This is a genomic window from Paenibacillus sp. tmac-D7 (genome assembly GCF_006519665.1).
Classification (GTDB): domain Bacteria; phylum Bacillota; class Bacilli; order Paenibacillales; family NBRC-103111; genus Paenibacillus_G; species Paenibacillus_G validus.
Genome location: NZ_VIDW01000007.1, coordinates 19,855 through 37,732 on the forward strand (window position 1 = coordinate 19,855; position 17,878 = coordinate 37,732).

The window sequence follows — 17,878 nt, forward strand, 5'->3', positions numbered from 1 at the left end:
GCAACAGACGATAGCTAACGTCATTCGTTATTCGTATTCGGCGGTAAGCTCTACCGGACGGGTCACGGAGGTGCCTTAACCATGGAGAAGAAAAAACGTGTGCTGCCCCAGACCAGCACCAATGTCGTTCCGATGCAAATGGATGCCACGTTCTTTTTCGAAAAAGCCGTTCAATCCCTGGACCGTTATCACTACGATAAGGCATTGAAGTATTTTCGCCGGGCGGCCGAGTATGAGCCTGAAAATCCGGTCAACCATTGCAATTTGGCTGGGCTTTTGTCGGAAATGGGCAACTACGAGGAATCGAACCGCATTTTGCAGCATGTCCTGGATCAGATCGATCCGGCGATGACGGAATGTTATTTTTATATGGCCAACAATTTTGCCAATATGGAGAATTACGAGTCGGCCGAGAAGGCGATCGTTCATTATCTGGAGAACGATCCGACAGGGCAATTTCTCGAAGAGTCCGAAGAAATGATGGAGCTGCTGCGCCTGGAGCTCGATCGTCCTGCGAAGCTGACGACGATCAAGAGCCGGGAAGGCTTGTTCGAGCACGATCGCGCGCGCAGCATGCTGGAGGAAGGCAAGTTCTCCGAAGCGGTGCGGCTGCTGGAGACCATTATTCGCAACCATCCGGACTTCATGGCGGCACGCAACAATTTGGCGCTCGCTTATTATTATATGGGTCATTTCGACCGATCGGTGCAGATGATTCGCGAGGTGCTCGAGCTGGAGCCCGGCAATCTGCATGCGCTTTGCAACCTGGCGATTTTCTACCAGCATTTCGGCGACCGCGAGAAGCTGGCGGGGCTGCTGGACATGCTGCGCAAGACGTATCCCTTCCATCAGGACCATGTGTTTAAACTGGCCACGACGATGGGTATATTAAGTGAACATGACAAAGCGTACCGGCTGTTCAAAAGGCTGTTAAAGACAGGCGAGGCAGGACCGGACCCTTGCTTGTTCCACTATGCGGCCGTAGCCGCATACAATACCGGCCGCTGGGACGAAGCGGAGCGGTTGTGGCGGCAAGCGGAGAAGAACGATCCGGGCTCGGATATTCCGAGATTTTATTTGAATATCTTGAACAAGCGTCGCGACGGCGATACGAAGGCTCAGGTGAGCTATCATTATCACCTGCCGTTCGAGGAACAGCTGCGCGGCATGGAGCGTAAGGAAGGCGGCCTGCCGGATCACTTGAAAAAAGATCCGCTCGTCCGTTCCTCGTTCTTCTGGGCGCTGCGGCACGGCGATACCGATACGAAGCTGCAGGTCATTCAGGCGTTTGGTCTTATTGCGGACGATGAAGTAAAGGATGCGCTGACGGAGTTTATTCTGGAGCCGGAGGAAGACGACTATTTGAAAAAGATGGCCGTGTTCGTCCTGCGCAGCATCGGGGTTAAAGATCCGCTGCCGGCGGTGCTGGAAGGCCGTTCGACGACCGTCGCACCGTCGCCGCATTCTCCGAGCCTGCCCGTATGGGACCGGAAATGGCAGCTGGTCATGGAATTGGCGCAGCGTGAAATGGCGCGGCGGTACGATATCGTACAGCAGTACGATTTACAGACCCTTTGGGTAGAATATTTAACGCGGGTATTTCCCGCCGTTCCGAAAATCGCAAAGGTGGAGGGCTGGGCCGCGGCGCTCGAATATTGGATCGCCCGGATGCACCGTCGTCCTGTCAGCTTTCAAGAGACAGCCGACCGTTACGGCGTTTCCGTGGCTACGGTCAGCAAGAACGCCAAGCTCATCGACGAGGCTTGCGGTTTACGCGAGAAAATGGACTCCATTTTCCGAAAGTTTTCCGGACTGGAAGCTCCATCCTAAAAAATAAGCGGGATCTGTAGGGAGGACACCTTCTATGTACAAATCAATCGTAATCGGAACCGGCCCGGCCGGTTTAACGGCAGCTATCTACTTGGCGCGCGCGAATCTGAACCCGCTCGTCATCGAAGGTCCTGAACCCGGCGGTCAATTGACCACGACGACGGAGGTCGAGAACTTCCCGGGTTTTCCCGAAGGCATTATGGGGCCGGAATTAATGGATAATATGCGCAAGCAGGCCGAACGTTTCGGCGCAGAATTCAAGACCGGCTGGGTCAACAAGGTCGATCTGTCGAAACGTCCGTTTAAGCTTAACGTCGAGGGCTTGGGCGATATTGAAGCGGAATCGCTGATTATCTCGACGGGCGCTTCGGCGAAGCTGCTCGGCATTAAGAACGAGAAGGAAAGCATGGGCCGCGGCGTCAGCACATGTGCCACATGCGACGGATTCTTCTTCCGCGGGAAGAAAATCGTCGTGGTCGGCGGCGGCGATTCGGCGATGGAAGAAGCGAATTTCCTGACGCGCTTCGCTACGCAAGTGACGCTGGTGCATCGCAGAGCAGAGCTGCGCGCTTCGAAGATCATGCAGGACCGCGCGCGCGAGAATTCGAAGATCTCGTGGAGCTTGAACCGGACTCCGCTTGAAGTCGTGTCGGGCGACAAGGGCGTTACCGGGTTGAAAGTGAAAAACAACGAGACCGGCCAGGAAGAAATCATTGAGACGGACGGCATTTTCGTCGCGATCGGCCATAAGCCGAACACGGATTTCCTTGAAGGTCAAATCGTTACGGATGAGGTCGGCTACATCTTGGTCAAGCCCGGCACTTCGATGACGAACGTTGAAGGCGTGTTCGCGTGCGGCGACGTGCAGGACAGCAAATACCGTCAAGCGATTACCGCGGCGGGAAGCGGATGTATGGCCGCGCTCGATTGTGAGAAGTTTCTGGAAGGACACATGGTGCACGACTGGAGCCAAACGCTCTAAAAGGCCGTCTGCATAAAGCGTGGAACAAACTTGTTCCACGTTTTTTCCCGTGGACTCTTCTTGACCTCCCGGGTGGGTTGCCTTATAGTTGGAACATGGAGCGCTCATCCTGAGCGGCTGGACAAGACCATAAAGCTCGAACACATACAAAGTTAGACGATGCGATTATTTATGAGGTGAGAAGACGGGTATGGGCGATCAAGTGTATTTGGGAGTCGATTTGGGAGGCACCGCGATTAAGGTAGGTTTGTGCGACGAACAGGGCAATCTGCTGCAAACGGACGAAGGGCCGACCGGAACCGAGCACGGCCCCGATGTAGTGCTGGAAAATATTGCGCAGTATGCGCGTAAACTTGTAACGGAATCCGCATATACATGGGATCAAGTGGCCGGAATCGGTGCCGGGATCGCGGGGTTTCTGGATATCCCGGAAGGCTTTGTCAAGCTATCTCCCAACCTGGGTTGGCGGAATGTGCCGGTCAAAAAAATTCTTGAAGAGAAGCTCGGCAAACCGGTCAAAATCGATAACGACGCGAACGTGGCCGCTCTTGGCGAAGCTTGGGCCGGCGCGGGCAGAGGCATCGCGAATATCGTATGCTACACGCTTGGAACGGGCGTAGGCGGCGGAATCATTATCAACGGCCGCATCTATCAAGGCTCGAACGGTATGGCCGGTGAGCTCGGTCATATGATCATCGTGCCGGATCTCGAAGCGATCGATTGCGGCTGCGGCAAGAAGGGCTGTCTCGAAACCGTATCTTCGGCGACGGGCATCATCCGTATGGGGAAAGAGGCCGTAGAGCGCGGGGAGCATACCTCGCTTGCGCTCGTGGAGAACATTATGGCCAAGGACGTGTTCGATGCTGCGAAAACCGGCGATGAGACGGCGCTTCGCATTATCAACCGCGCCGCTATGTACCTCGGCAAATCGATGGCCACCGTGTCTGTCGTGATCAACCCGCAGCGTTTCGTCGTAGGCGGGGGCGTGTCCAAAGCCGGCGACATTCTGTTCGATGCGATCCGCAAATATTACCGCGAGTGCACGCAGGAAACAGCGCAAGAGGGCGTGGACATCGTGCCGGCCATCCTCGGCAACGACGCCGGTATCGTTGGCGCCGCAGGTTTGAACCTGCGCGGCTAATTTTTGAAAGCAAGGTTCGCAGGTCAAAGCGCGAACCTTTCATATACTATAGCGAGGATTGCTGCGAGCGGCGGCTGTTAACTAGCTGCGATTCGTGATCGGGAGGAGAAACACCCGGAAAGTTTACGTGGCTACTTTAAAATTCGGTCTTTACCCTGCTGCTTTTGTTCTTTAGAAACCGAATTTTAACTGAGCTTGGAGGGAGTTTCTCCGGACGCGGAAACCTATCGCAAAGGTAGCTTGTCTCGCCTCCACGCAGCAACTCCGAGCCTAACAAAGGAGTGCTACAGTCCCCATGGAAGAAATGCAAAGCCTAGGCAAGCTGGTCATCATTACCGGCATGTCGGGCGCGGGCAAAACGATCGCCGTGCAGAGCTTGGAGGATTTGGGCTTCTTTTGCGTAGATAACCTGCCTCCGGTGCTCATCCCGAAATTTGCCGAACTGATCGAGCAATCGAAGGGCCGCATCGGCAAAGTGGCGCTCGTGATCGACTTGCGCGGCCGCGAATTTTTCGATTCGTTGTCCGAGTCGCTGCGCTACTTGAACGAGAATTACACGTTAACGTACGAAATCTTATTTCTGGATGCGACCGATTCCGCACTTGTTCAGCGTTACAAGGAAAGCCGGCGGAAGCATCCGCTTGCGCCGAACGGAGCTCCGCTTGAAGGGATTCACCAAGAGCGGAAGCTGCTGGAGGAGCTGAAGGGACTTGCCACGCAAGTCATCGATACGAGCAGCTTGAAACCGGTGCAGCTTAAAGAACGTATTGTATCCAGGTTTACGAACCTCGAGACGGGCATCATCTCCATCAATGTGATCTCATTCGGCTTTAAGTACGGCATTCCGATCGACGCCGATTTGATCTTTGATGTGCGCTTTTTACCGAATCCGCATTATATCGATCACCTTCGCCCTAATACCGGCCAAGACCCGGACGTATATGAATACGTGATGAAATGGAACGAGACTCAGGATTTTTTGACGAAGCTGCTCGATATGCTTCATTTTTTGGTGCCGCAGTACAAAAAAGAAGGAAAGAGCCAAGTCGTTATCGGTATCGGCTGCACCGGAGGCAAGCACCGTTCGGTAGCGATCGCCGAATATCTCGGCAAGGTGATGGCTAACGGCGAGACGGAGATTGTCCGTGTGAGCCACCGGGATTCCGAGCGAGATCGGGTTGAGGTGAAACAATGAGCTCTGATCGGGAGAGCGCAGCCTATTTACCGCGAATCGTTGTGCTTGGCGGGGGCACCGGACTGTCGGTGATGCTGCGCGGGTTGAAGCAGAAGCCGATCGACATTACGGCGGTCGTTACCGTGGCGGACGACGGCGGTAGCTCCGGCATTTTGCGTTCGGAGCTGGAGATCATTCCTCCCGGCGATATCCGCAACGTGCTGACGGCGCTTGCGGACGTAGAGCCGCTGCTGGGCCAGCTGCTGGAATATCGATTTGATAAAGGCAATGGATTGGCAGGCCACAGCTTGGGCAACCTAATGCTGGCAGCGATGCGCGATATTACGGGCGACTTCGTGACCGGCGTGCGGGAGCTGAGCCGCGTGCTGGCCGTGCGCGGCCGCGTGCTTCCATCCTCGGACCAGGCGCTGGTGCTGCGGGCGGAGATGGAAGACGGCAGCATCATCGAAGGCGAATCGAAGATTCCGAAAGCCGGGGGCGTAATTCGCCGCGTTTCCATCGAACCGAAGGACGCGCGAGCTTTGCCGGAGGCGTTGGAAGCGCTTCGGGAGGCGGATGCCATCCTTGTCGGCCCCGGCAGCTTGTATACGAGCATTTTGCCGAATTTACTCGTACCGGAAATTACGAAGACGATTGTGGAATCGAAGGCGCTGAAGATGTTCATCTGCAATGTGATGACGCAGCCCGGAGAGACGGACGATTACAAAGTGAGCGATCATCTAAAGGCGGTTCGCGACCATGTCGGCGAAGATTTGTTCGATTACGTCATTGTCAACAACGGCGAAATTCCCGAGCAGGTGCAGGCGAGATATGCGGAGCAGGGCGCCAGGGTCGTTCGTCTCGATCTGGACGAGGTAACCAAGCAAGGGTACAAGATCATCGCCGACAAGCTTGTTTTGTTCCGCACGTATTTGCGTCATGATGCCGAGAGGTTAAGTCAGCACATTTATCAACTGGTGGAAAGCTGGATGTTCAAGAAGAGGTGATTTCTGTGTCCTTCGCCGCACAAACGAAAAAAGAGCTAACGCTCATGGAGTCCGACCGCTGCTGCGAACGGGCTGAGTTATCCGCACTGATTCGCATGAACGGTACCGTACAGCTGACAAGCCAAAAAATCGTGCTGGACATCTCGACGGAAAACGCCGCGATTGCCAGAAGAATTTATTCGCTGCTCAAAAAAACGTTTCATGTGCACACTGAGCTGCTTGTACGGAAAAAGATGCGGTTGAAAAAAAACAACGTATATATCGTGCGCGTACCGGTACAAGTACAGGATATCCTCAAGGAGCTGTACATCGTCTCCGAAGGATTCCACTTTACGGACGGCATCGAACCGGGCATCATTAAACGGAGCTGCTGTAAGCGCGCATACTTGCGCGGAGCGTTCCTGGCCGGAGGCTCGGTAAACAACCCGGAAGGCTCGTCGTACCATCTGGAGATTTACTCGATGTACGAGGAGCATTGCAAAGCGATCTGCAAGCTGGCCAACGAATTCGACCTGAACGCCCGCTGTATCGAACGGAAGAAAGGTTTCGTCTTGTACATCAAGGAAGGCGAGAAGATTATTGAGTTCTTAAGTCTGATCGGCGCGCATCAAGCGCTGCTGCGCTTCGAGGACGTCCGCATCATGAAAGACATGCGCAATTCGGTTAATCGGCTGGTTAACTGCGAAACGGCGAATTTAAACAAGACCATCGGCGCTGCAGTCAGGCAGATCGATAACATCCGGCTGCTGCAGAAGGAAGTCGGGCTTGAGAACTTGCCGGAGAAGCTGCGCGAAGTGGCCGAGATCCGCTTGAAGCATCCTGACATGAATTTGAAGGAAGTCGGCGATATGCTGAAAGGCCATGTAAGCAAATCGGGTGTCAACCATCGGTTGCGGAAGATCGACGAGATGGCGGAGAAGTTGCGAAAATAAGAACTTTAGCCGGTTCAAATATAGATTTTTTGTGGAAATCATCAAAAATTCTAGTGCAGAACGCCGAAAAATGCTATACTAGTTGAAAAATCGCATTTTTGCGATTACAGCTGTTTACCGCTGTAAGCAAGTCAGTCTACCGTTGCAATTTGTAAAAATAAAATTTATCTATAGGGTGATTTGCCCTTCATGGATGAGCTAATAAAAGTAGGGGGTATTGGTTGCATGTCGAGACGCCCAGTAGTCGTTAAGTTGAAAACAGGCCTTCATGCCAGACCGGCGGCACTTTTCGTACAGGAAGCAAACAAGTTCTCTTCCGAGATTTTCGTGGAGAAGGACGAGAAGAAAGTGAATGCCAAAAGCATCATGGGGATTATGAGCTTGGCCATCAGCACAGGGACCGAAGTTCACATAAGTGCCGAAGGTTCGGACGCAGAGCAGGCTGTAAACGCTTTAGTCACCTTGGTCAGCAAAGAGGAATTGGAGAACCAATAAGCAGAGTCGCAAGCTTCCGGGAGGAAGCTTCTTCCCTTCCGGGGATTGCGGTAATGGTATCGGTATTCGCGAATCACGGCAGTCTGTTTCAGATAGAACAGATTGCTGGAAGCGAACGACAGAGATGAATGCGCTTGCAATTTTCGTGCCTGCGGCAGACCGGTAAAGCGAGGCAGGATCGTTAGCGGAAATTTCGCTCGCGGCGTAATTGGTGGCATTTGTGCTCGTGGTCGCGTAGTGGGAAAACATGAACGGGAGGCCTCGATTTCCTGGAGGGGAGTCGAGGCTTTTGTATGTTTAAAATTGTACATTTCATGAACATCTGGCTAAACGGCGACTAATACTCGAAACACGCGGCAAATGGGGCGCAACCTTTTATAGGCAGCTATCGTCTAAATTGTCGTCGTATATTGGTATCCTGAAACAGACAGAAGAGGAGAAGAAACAACACATGAGACGTATGAAACAGGAACTGGCCTTATTGCTGGTTTTCACACTATTGCTCGGGACGTTTGGCTTCAGCGCATCGGCTGCTGACAAGAAGGAATCTTCGGTATCGTCAGGGACGACGTACGTGCTGCTGTACTTAAATAAAGCGGAAGCGTTCTTGAACGGGGAGCAGGTCACACTCGACGCCCCGGCAACGATTATCAAGGATAAAATGTTCGTTCCGGCGAAATTTCTGGGCGATGCGTTCGGCATGAAAGTCGAATGGAACGAGCAGACGCGGATGATCGAGATGGAGACGCCGAACGCGCAAATTTTGCTCGACAGCGATAACAAATCCGTCTGGATCAACGGTTATTGGATGCGCTTTGAGGACGCGGCGGCGATCGTAAACGGCCGCTTGATGGTCAAACTCACTTGGCTGGCGGATTACATGGGCGCCCGTTATACATACAACGACGAGCTTAAACGCGTCGAAGTGTTATATGTGAAGACGCCGCAAGGCATCTATATCCCGGATACCGGCAACTCCAAGCCGGTAGCCAAGTTCAGCTTCGGCAAGTCGGTCTACAAGATCGGAGAGCCGATCAAATACGTCGATTTGAGCTACGATCCCGATGCCGAGGGCATTGCGAAGTTCGACTGGAAGGGCCGCCAGGAAGCGATCTTCACGCCGGGCACCTATCCGGTGACCTTGACGGTAGAGGACATTCATGGGAACCGGAGCGAGCCCTACACGCGCTATCTGGTTATCGGCAAGGAGACCTATCTGAATGAGGTGGAGTATCCGATTTACCGCAGCCCGGTAGGCTCGTTCATCAAGACGAACTGGTCCGTACTGTGGAGCAATTTCCACGAGCTGCCGGAGCTGCCGAAGCAAGTGACGGAAGACAAATCGCGCAAGCTGCTTGTCAGCGACAGTCCCGAGACGTTCGAGCAGCAAGGGATTTTGTATCAGGATACGATCGAAGGCAAGGGTCGCCTGTACGCAGACCATATTAACGGTACGAACGAAAAAGTGACGATGGCGATACTCGCCAAAAATATGACGGATAAGCCGGTCACCGTCAGAACGACGAACAAAGGCGAAGTATGGCCTTCCGTATATGCGAACCTGATCGGAAACGAAGCGACTGTCGACTTCCTGCTCGGCGACCCGCTGAACGAGAAGCTGACGATTCCGCCGAATCAAACGTTCGTCTATAAACAAATGCCGGACTTCTATCCGGGGCAAGGCGTGAACCTGTTCTATGACGTCGAAACGGACGGACTGGTGCAGTTTTCGTTCATCGCCTCCAGCCAGATCTCGCAAAACTCGCTGACGTTACCGCTGCTTCCGTTCAACGGACACGTGCGCGGCTCGTTCCCGGTGTCCGAGGTGCAGTGGAACATCGACGCGACCACCTTCACGAGCCCGTCGAGGCTGATCGTCGGGGACGGGAAGATCGATCCGTTCCAGCCGGGCTACGATACGATTCGGATGCAGCAGGTGAACAACGACGGCAATTATGGGGTTGTGTATAAAATTCACGCCGATAAGCCGCGCAAAATGGCGGTTATGATTTTGCCAAAGGGCGGTGTCTTTAAAGGTCCGTTCAAAATCAACGGCGAAATTCGCCTTGTGCCGGAATCCGGCGTCATCACGGCGTTTGACGGCATGCAGATTCTGGCTAAAACGACGGGGACGGAAGAAGCGCTCGATATCGAGTTCAGCCCGCCGGCCGGTTCGGCGTTCCCCATCGATTTAATCTTCTACCCGCTCGACGAGCGTGAAACCAAGTAACGAACGAAGCCTCCCGGTTCTTTAGCGGAATCGGGAGGTTTTTTTGTGCGAATGGCGGGATGCCCGAAGCCTTAAGCACGATGGAGTGAGCGCGTCTTGATGTCCGCCGTCAGTCAACCGTCATCGAAACGTTATTCGATCCCGCGTAACCTTCGCGTCTCCTGAACCGTTATAGAAAACGAGCAGGTAAATTTTTGGAAACCAAGTAGGAGGCGCAGGTAACATGGGAATCGGACGGCATGCTCCGGAAAATTGGATGAGAGTGACAGGTTGGAGCTTATTTGCAATAGGCACGCTGTTTATACCTTATGTTCCCTGGTATATCTTGGGCGGCATCCGCGAGGAAGAAATCGGAAGGTGGGGGTTCTTCGCCGTCATCGGCGGGCTTGTCGTCGGAGTCTGTACGCGGATGTACCGACTGGGCTCGCTTCCGGTGAAACGAGGCCTGCTGCTGCTTGGTATCGTCGGCATGGCTTTCGTCGTCTTGGGGCAGGTGCCCGCCTTGTTCAGCTGGCTGATGTACGGGGGCAGCTTCGTACGCCATTGGATGCCGTGGGAACGGATCGGGTTCGGGCTTGGCATGCTGCTGCACATCTGGCTGGCGGTCACGGCGTTAATGACGGCGGTCGTATCAGGCTATGCATTAACCGGCCGGATGGAGCCGGAGCTGCGGCTGAGGGCGAGGGAGGGTGCGATTTATTTCGCTCTACTCGCGGCAGTTATCGGGGGGTGGTGGGGCTGGGACCGCTATCAAAGCTCGCATTGGATCGCGCAAACGGTTCCGGCGGACGGAAGCTTGGAGGTTCCCCGCGATAGCGAGGTTCGGGTTGTGTGGAAGGGCCGGCACGACAGCATGGGCATGCGCGTTCGTTACGCAGATTCGCCGGATACACCGGTCCCGGGAGAGACCGCGGGTTCCGGCGGCGGTATGAGCTACAGGCCGGAGGGCGGCTTTGCTCCCGGAGCGCGTGTGCAGATCACCGTAGAGGCAGGGCGGCGTACGCATACGTTCACGTTCACTACGGCGTCGGAATAACCCTGCCGTCTGGCGATATGACAACAGCCCTGACCCCGCGGCAGGAGAGCCGTAGAGTCAGGGCTGTTACAGGTTTGGTTTAGATCCGCTCGATGACGTTGTCGATCAAGCCGTAGTTTTTCGCTTCTTCCGCGGACATGAAGTTGTCGCGGTCGGTGTCCTTCTCGATCCGCTCGAACGATTGTCCCGTGCGCTCCGCAAGGATCGTGTTCAACTTGTCGCGCATCTTCAGAATGCGCTTCGCGCGAATTTCGATGTCGCTCGCTTGGCCTTCCGCACCGCCGAGCGGCTGGTGGATCATGACTTCGCTGTTCGGCAGCGCATAGCGCTTGCCTTTGGCGCCTGCCGCCAGCAGGAATGCACCCATCGAAGCGGCCATACCGACGCAGATCGTCGAAACGTCCGGCTTAATGAACTGCATCGTGTCATAAATCGCCATCCCCGAAGTGATCGAGCCGCCGGGACTGTTGATATACAGGCTAATGTCTTTGTCCGGGTCTTGTGCGGCCAGGAAAAGCAGTTGCGCGATGATCGAATTGGCTACAACGTCGTTGATTCCGCTACCGAGAAAAATAATCCGGTCCTTAAGCAGGCGCGAATAAATGTCATATGCGCGTTCCCCTCTTGCATCCGGTTCGACAACCATAGGAATAAAACTCATGTGCTGCAGCCTCCTTTTATAATTAAACTATATCCATCATAGCGGAAATTCAAACAAAGGTCAAGAAAGGTCAAACAAAGAGTAAAAAAAACAGCCATCACGTGAAGTTAGGGCTGATTGTCGTTAGTATAGATGGCGCGCCCGTAAGGAATCGAACCTTAATCTCAGGCTCCGGAGGCCTACGTCATATCCATTGGACCACGGGCGCGTATGATGTTGTGCAAGTCACAAAGAGTGACAGCAAAAGTTATTATAAGACATTCTCCAATGAATTGCAAGTCAAAGTTGATGTCTTTTTTAGGCGGATATCTACTTGAATGTGGAATCAAATTGAATTATAATGGGAACATCTAAGTGAGAAGCTTAGTTCTTTTTTTGGGTCATGTGGGACTGAAAATGTATCACCGGGACAAAAAGAGTCCCAACAGAGAGCGATGTGAGATTCGAGGCCATGCGAGATATTCTGGATATTCAGAAGCAGCTTCTGCCCGACCTGCTCGAAACGATGAAAAAACGGTACACGATTCTGCAGCACATTCTTATTTCGGGAGTCGTCGGACGCCGTACGCTGGCGGTTTCGATCGGATCGACCGAGCGGGTGCTGCGCGGTGAAGTCGATTTTCTCAAAGAACAGGGCTTGCTTCAGATCGATGCTTCGGGGATGCGAATCACCGATGCGGGCCGCGTTCTGCTCGAGAAGATCGAGCCGCTGGTCAAAGACGTATTCGGATTGACGGAGTGGGAAGAGCTCATTCGCGACCGATTCGGCTTGAAGCAGGTGGTGATCGTGCCGGGCGATTCGGAAGTTTCGCCGCATGCGAAGAAGGAACTGGGCCGCGCCGGCGCTTTGGTGGTGCGAAAGCTGGTTAAAGAAGATGAAGTCATCGCCGTTACGGGGGGCTCAACGATGGCGCAGGTGGCCGATCAGTTGAATGCTACGGCGTCGATGAAGAGCTGCTGGTTCGTCCCCGCACGAGGCGGACTTGGCGAAAGCGTGGAACTGCAGGCCAACACGGTGGCGGCTACGATGGCCAAGAAGGCCGGCGCCCGATACCGGCTGCTGCACGTGCCGGACCACTTGAATGAAGAGGCCTACCAATCGTTGATACAGGACGATCATATCGCCGAGATCATTCAGTTCATCCGCCGGGCAAGGATGGTCGTACACGGCATGGGAGATGCTATGGTCATGGCAAGACGCCGGAAGGTCGATCCGGAAACGACGAGCAGTTTGCAGCGCGAAGGAGCGCTCGCGGAGGCATTCGGCTACTACTTCGACCGCAGCGGCCGCATTTTGCACAAGATGCCTACGGTAGGTCTTCGCATCGAAGACATTCACGAGATGGATACGGTCATCGGCATCGCGGGCGGGAAGAGCAAGGGCGAGGCGATCGTCGCCGTTCTCCGCCACGGTCACGAGGATGTGCTCGTTACGGATGAGGCTGCCGCCGCTGAAATCGTAAGAAGCTTGACATCTTGACGGGTTTATACCTGTCTTGACATATATAAAAAGAAACCATATTTTAGGAGGAACTTTCTCATGGCAACGAAAATTGGTATTAACGGATTTGGACGTATCGGACGTAACGTGTTCCGCGCAGCGCTGAATAACCCTGAAGTTGAAGTCGTAGCCATCAACGACTTGACGGATGTTAAAACATTGGCTCACTTGCTGAAATATGACACGACGCACGGCAAATTGGACGCTACGGTGGAGTCGACGGAAGGCGCATTGATCGTGAACGGCAGAACGGTTAAAGTCTTTGCCGAGCGCAACCCGGAAAACCTGCCATGGGGAGCTAACGGCGTTGAAATCGTCGTTGAATCCACCGGTATTTTCACAGCTAAAGAGAAAGCCGAGCTTCACTTGAAAGGCGGCGCGAAGAAAGTTATCATCTCCGCACCTGCTACGAACGAAGACATCACGATCGTGCTTGGCGTTAACGAAGATAAATACGATCCTGCTGCACATACGATTATCTCCAACGCATCCTGCACAACGAACTGCTTGGCGCCATTTGCGAAAGTATTGAACGACACGTTCGGTATCGTAAAAGGGATGATGACGACGGTTCACTCCTACACGAACGATCAATCCGTGCTCGACCTGCCGCACAAAGACTTGCGCCGTGCACGTGCAGCTGCCGAGAATATCATTCCGTCCACGACCGGTGCAGCGAAAGCCGTTTCCCTCGTATTGCCTGAGCTGAAAGGCAAATTGAACGGTATGGCTATGCGCGTGCCAACACCTAACGTTTCCGTAACGGACCTCGTAGTTGAAGTCAGCAAAAACGTAACGGTTGATGAAGTTAACGCAGCTTTGAGAGAAGCGGCTAACGGCCCGCTGAAAGGTATCTTGAACTACACCGAAGAGCCGCTCGTATCCAGCGACTTCAACGGCGACCCTGCTTCCTCGACAATCGATGCTTTGTCCACGATGGTTGTCGGCGACAACATGGTGAAAGTTGTTTCCTGGTACGATAACGAGTGGGGCTACTCCAACCGCGTCGTGGATCTCGTTAGCTTCATCGCGAAAAAAGGTCTGTAAGATCGCTTGAAACCCATTGTGGTGATGAACTGAAACTCAAGTTCGACCAATAGCGCAGGGACGGCATTTGTCCGCTTCCGGCAAGCCGGTATCGGCTTGCACGGGAGCGGGCCAACGCGGGGTTCCCTAGCGGGAGGTGCGGGCGAGACGCAGATCATGACCACAATTTTTGTGTGCGGGTAAATGTGCCTAATTTGTGAACAGATAGGGAAAATTCGGATAGAGAGCGAAAATTAAAGAGAGAATGCGGGAAAGAATATCGAGTAATCAATCGGGAGGCGACGAGAAATGAACAAGAAAAGCGTGCGTGACGTCGAAGTTAGCGGAAAACGGGTATTTGTGCGGGTGGATTTCAACGTACCGCTGGAGAACGGCCACATTACCGACGATACGCGGATTCGTGAAACTTTGCCGACCATCAAGTATTTGACCGAGCGCGGCGCGAAAGTGATTCTGGCGAGCCACTTGGGCCGTCCGAAGGGACAAGTTGTGGAGGAGCTGCGCTTAACGCCGGCGGCCGCCCGTTTGTCCCAGCTGCTCGGCAAGCCGGTTTTGAAAGCGGATGAAGCGATCGGCGACGCGGTCAAAGCGCAAGTCGCAGCGTTGAACGACGGCGACGTGCTGCTGCTTGAGAATGTTCGTTTCTACTCCGGTGAAGAGAAGAACGATCCGGAGCTGGCCAAGTCGTTTGCGGAGCTGGCCGACCTGTATGTGAACGACGCGTTCGGTGCTGCTCACCGCGCTCATGCTTCGACCGAAGGCATCGCGCATCACTTGCCGGCCGTTTCCGGCCTTCTGATGGAGAAGGAGCTCGATGTGCTCGGGAAAGCGTTGAACAATCCGGAGCGTCCTTTCACTGCGATCGTCGGAGGCGCGAAAGTCAAAGACAAGATCGACGTCATCAACAATCTGCTGAACATTGCCGACAACATCATTATCGGCGGCGGCTTGTCCTACACGTTCCTGAAGGCGCTAGGCAACGAGATCGGCAAATCGCTCGTCGATAACGAGAAGATTGATCTGGCGCTCAGCTTCATCAACAAAGCGAAGGAAAAAGGCGTGAACTTCCTGCTGCCGGACGACATCGTGGTCACCGACGAATTCAGCCCTACAGCGAACACGCGAATCGTATCGATCAGCGAAATTCCGGCGGACTGGGAAGGCATCGACATCGGGCCGAAAACGCGCGAGAAATATGCCAAGGTGATTGCCGAGTCCAAGCTGGTCGTGTGGAACGGACCGATGGGCGTATTCGAAATCGAACCGTTCTCGCACGGAACGCGTGCCGTGGCGGAAGCTTGCGCGACGACGAGCGCTTACACCGTTATCGGCGGCGGCGATTCGGCGGCGGCGGCCGAGAAGTTCCAATTGGCTGACAAGATGGATCATATCTCGACCGGCGGCGGCGCATCCCTCGAGTTTATGGAAGGCAAGGCGCTTCCGGGCGTCGTGGCTTTGAACGATAAGGAATAGCTTACGATAAGCAGATGAAGCTGTTTAAGGCAAATTTGGAAAGGGGCTCGGACATCGATGCGGAAACCGATTATTGCAGGCAACTGGAAAATGTTCAAAACGGTAAGCGAAGCCGTAGCATTCGTTAACGAGGTTAAAGGCAAAGCGGAGGTAGACGGCGTGGAGAGCGTCATTTGCGCTCCCTTCACGAACCTTCCGGCGTTGGTCGAAGCCGTGAAGGGCACGACGCTGAAAGTCGGCGCACAAAACCTGCATTTTGAAGACAACGGCGCTTACACGGGCGAAATCAGCGGCGTTATGCTGAAAGACCTCGGCGTAGATTACGTTATCATCGGGCACTCCGAGCGCCGCGCTTACTTCGCGGAAACTGACGAGACGGTGAACAAGAAGGTCCATGCCGCGTTCAAGCACGGCTTGACGCCGATCGTGTGCGTAGGCGAGAAGCTCGAAGAGCGCGAAGCCGGTCAAACGAAAGACGTGTGCAAAGTGCAAACGGAAGCGGCTTTTGCCGGTCTGAGCGCGGAGCAAGCAGCTCAAGTCGTGATCGCATACGAGCCGATCTGGGCGATCGGAACGGGCAAATCTTCTACGGCGGCCGATGCGCAGGACGTGATCGGTTACATCCGCGGCCTGGTCGAAGGTCTGTACGGCGCGGAAACGGCGGCAGCGGTCCGGATTCAATACGGCGGCAGCGTGAAGCCGAACAACATCGCCGAGTACATGAGCGAAGCCGATATCGACGGTGCGCTCGTGGGCGGCGCCAGCTTGGAGCCGGCCTCTTACATCGCGCTGGTTGAGGGGGCCAAGTAAAATGGCCAGACCGAAACCGGTAGCGCTCATTATTTTGGATGGCTTCGGCCTGCGCGGCGACGTGCAGGGCAACGCTGTTGCCCAAGCGAAGAAGCCGAACTACGATCGGTATTGGAACCAATTCCCGCACACGACCTTGACGGCGTGCGGGGAAGCGGTCGGCCTGCCCGAGGGTCAGATGGGCAACTCGGAAGTCGGCCATTTGAACATTGGCGCGGGACGGATTGTGTACCAGGATTTGACCCGGATCTCCAAATCGATTCGCGACGGCGAGTTTTACGATAATGAAACGATTCTCGGCGCGATTCGTCACGCCAAGCAGAACGGCAAGAAGCTGCATCTTTACGGCTTGCTCTCCGACGGCGGCGTGCATAGCCATATCGCACACTTGTTCGCTTTGCTCGAAGCCTGCAAGAAAGAGCAGCTGGACGATGTGTACATTCATGCGTTTCTGGACGGCCGCGACGTAGCCCCGGACAGCGCCGCAAAGTACATGGAGCAGCTGCTTGCCAAAATCGCCGAGCTCGGCGTCGGCCGCATCGCGACCGTACAAGGCCGCTATTATGCGATGGACCGTGACAAGCGCTGGGAGCGGACAGAGAAGTCGTACCGTGCGATGGTATACGGCGACGGTCCGAAGTATGAAGATCCGATGAGAGCGATCACGGAATCGTACGAGCGTTCGGTGTTCGACGAATTCGTCATGCCGACGGTCATCGTGAAGCCGGACGGTACGCCGGTCGGACTCGTCGAATCCGGCGATGCGGTGGTGTTCTTCAATTTCCGCCCGGACCGGGCGATTCAATTGTCGCAAGTATTCACCAACAGCGATTTCCGCGGCTTCGACCGCGGCGATAAAGCGCCGACGGATCTGCACTACGTCTGCTTGACGCTGTTCAGCGAGACGGTCGGCGGTTACGTGGCGTATAAGCCGAAAAATCTCGACAATACGCTCGGCGAAGTGCTCGTACAGAACAACCTGAAGCAGCTTCGCATCGCCGAGACGGAGAAGTATCCGCACGTGACGTTCTTCTTCAGCGGCGGCCGGGATGTCGAGCTTCCGGGGGAAACCCGCATTCTGATCAAGTCGCCGGCGGTCGCCACCTACGACCTGAAGCCGGAGATGAGCGCTTACGAAGTCGCGGCGGCAGCGGTCGCCGAGATTGAAGCGGAGCGGCAGGATGTCATCATCTTGAATTTTGCCAATCCGGACATGGTCGGGCACTCGGGCCTGCTGGAGCCGACGGTGAAAGCGATCGAAGCGACAGACGATTGCCTCGGTCAAGTGGTCGAAGCGATTCTCGCCAAAGGCGGCGTTGCGCTGATTACGGCCGACCACGGCAACGCCGATGTCGTCACGAATCCGGACGGCTCGCGCAATACGGCGCACACGACGAATCCGGTGCCTTTCATTGTGACGGATAGTCATGTTACACTAAGGAACGATGGCATTTTGGCAGATATTGCCCCAACGGTCTTGGCGATTCTCGGCGTAGCGAAGCCGGAGGAAATGACCGGAACTTCGCTGATTGCTCAGCGTGTTTAATGACGCCGAAGCT

At 54.7% G+C, this 17,878-nt stretch carries 15 protein-coding genes and 1 tRNA gene; 14 read left to right on the plus strand and 2 right to left on the minus strand.

All coding sequences use genetic code 11. The annotated features are described in order from the left end of the window. Positions 1–81 precede the first annotated feature (81 nt). From FKP33_RS07020 to FKP33_RS07060, 9 genes are all read left to right on the plus strand, one after another. A complete protein-coding gene (locus FKP33_RS07020; RefSeq protein WP_127609175.1) occupies positions 82–1,830 on the plus strand; it encodes a tetratricopeptide repeat protein in 1,749 nt (582 codons plus the stop codon). A 34-nt stretch (positions 1,831–1,864) separates the two neighbouring features. Beyond that, complete coding sequence (gene trxB, locus FKP33_RS07025; RefSeq protein ID WP_054797499.1) at positions 1,865–2,812, plus strand: thioredoxin-disulfide reductase; 948 nt, start codon at positions 1,865–1,867, stop codon at positions 2,810–2,812. A gap of 190 nt (positions 2,813–3,002) precedes the next feature. Further along, complete coding sequence (locus tag FKP33_RS07030) at positions 3,003–3,953, plus strand: ROK family glucokinase (protein ID WP_127609173.1); 951 nt, start codon at positions 3,003–3,005, stop codon at positions 3,951–3,953. A gap of 295 nt (positions 3,954–4,248) precedes the next feature. Next, positions 4,249–5,148 carry an RNase adapter RapZ gene (rapZ, locus tag FKP33_RS07035; RefSeq protein WP_127609171.1) on the plus strand — a complete coding sequence of 300 codons (900 nt, stop codon included), beginning with the start codon at positions 4,249–4,251 and terminating at the stop codon, positions 5,146–5,148. Next, positions 5,145–6,134 carry a gluconeogenesis factor YvcK family protein gene (locus tag FKP33_RS07040; RefSeq protein WP_054797500.1) on the plus strand — a complete coding sequence of 330 codons (990 nt, stop codon included), beginning with the start codon at positions 5,145–5,147 and terminating at the stop codon, positions 6,132–6,134. Before rapZ ends, FKP33_RS07040 begins: the two co-directional genes overlap by 4 nt. A 5-nt stretch (positions 6,135–6,139) precedes the next feature. Next, entirely contained in the window at positions 6,140–7,066 is a 927-nt protein-coding gene (whiA, locus tag FKP33_RS07045) for a DNA-binding protein WhiA (RefSeq protein ID WP_127609167.1), read from the plus strand. Between the two features lie 225 nt (positions 7,067–7,291). Then, positions 7,292–7,561, plus strand: coding sequence for an HPr family phosphocarrier protein (locus tag FKP33_RS07050; protein WP_010500412.1), 270 nt, complete (start codon positions 7,292–7,294; stop codon positions 7,559–7,561). 451 nt (positions 7,562–8,012) lie between these two features. After that, positions 8,013–9,791 carry a copper amine oxidase N-terminal domain-containing protein gene (locus FKP33_RS07055; protein ID WP_141334354.1) on the plus strand — a complete coding sequence of 593 codons (1,779 nt, stop codon included), beginning with the start codon at positions 8,013–8,015 and terminating at the stop codon, positions 9,789–9,791. A gap of 223 nt (positions 9,792–10,014) precedes the next feature. Beyond that, positions 10,015–10,827 (plus strand): hypothetical protein, encoded by an 813-nt coding sequence (locus tag FKP33_RS07060; protein ID WP_141334355.1) that lies wholly within the window; start codon positions 10,015–10,017, stop codon positions 10,825–10,827. 79 nt (positions 10,828–10,906) lie between these two features. Here FKP33_RS07060 and clpP read toward each other — a convergent pair whose 3' ends face one another. Continuing rightward, on the minus strand, positions 10,907–11,488 hold the full coding sequence (clpP, locus tag FKP33_RS07065; RefSeq protein WP_127609161.1) for an ATP-dependent Clp endopeptidase proteolytic subunit ClpP: 582 nt from the start codon (positions 11,486–11,488) through the stop codon (positions 10,907–10,909). Positions 11,489–11,621: 133 nt separating this feature from the next. Continuing rightward, positions 11,622–11,696 (minus strand) — tRNA-Arg (locus FKP33_RS07070). Positions 11,697–11,939: 243 nt separating this feature from the next. Between FKP33_RS07070 and FKP33_RS07075 the strand changes: the two genes are divergently transcribed. From FKP33_RS07075 to gpmI, 5 genes are all read left to right on the plus strand, one after another. Next, positions 11,940–12,968 carry a sugar-binding transcriptional regulator gene (locus FKP33_RS07075; protein ID WP_127609159.1) on the plus strand — a complete coding sequence of 343 codons (1,029 nt, stop codon included), beginning with the start codon at positions 11,940–11,942 and terminating at the stop codon, positions 12,966–12,968. A 60-nt stretch (positions 12,969–13,028) separates the two neighbouring features. Next, positions 13,029–14,036, plus strand: coding sequence for a type I glyceraldehyde-3-phosphate dehydrogenase (gene gap, locus FKP33_RS07080; protein WP_127609157.1), 1,008 nt, complete (start codon positions 13,029–13,031; stop codon positions 14,034–14,036). Between the two features lie 288 nt (positions 14,037–14,324). Further along, complete coding sequence (locus FKP33_RS07085) at positions 14,325–15,509, plus strand: phosphoglycerate kinase (RefSeq protein WP_141334356.1); 1,185 nt, start codon at positions 14,325–14,327, stop codon at positions 15,507–15,509. Between the two features lie 57 nt (positions 15,510–15,566). Further along, positions 15,567–16,319: a triose-phosphate isomerase gene (gene tpiA, locus FKP33_RS07090; RefSeq protein WP_141334357.1), complete on the plus strand. Its 753-nt coding sequence runs from the start codon at positions 15,567–15,569 to the stop codon at positions 16,317–16,319. A 1-nt stretch (position 16,320) separates the two neighbouring features. Further along, positions 16,321–17,865: a 2,3-bisphosphoglycerate-independent phosphoglycerate mutase gene (gene gpmI, locus FKP33_RS07095; RefSeq protein WP_127609151.1), complete on the plus strand. Its 1,545-nt coding sequence runs from the start codon at positions 16,321–16,323 to the stop codon at positions 17,863–17,865. The last annotated feature ends 13 nt before the right edge of the window (positions 17,866–17,878 follow it).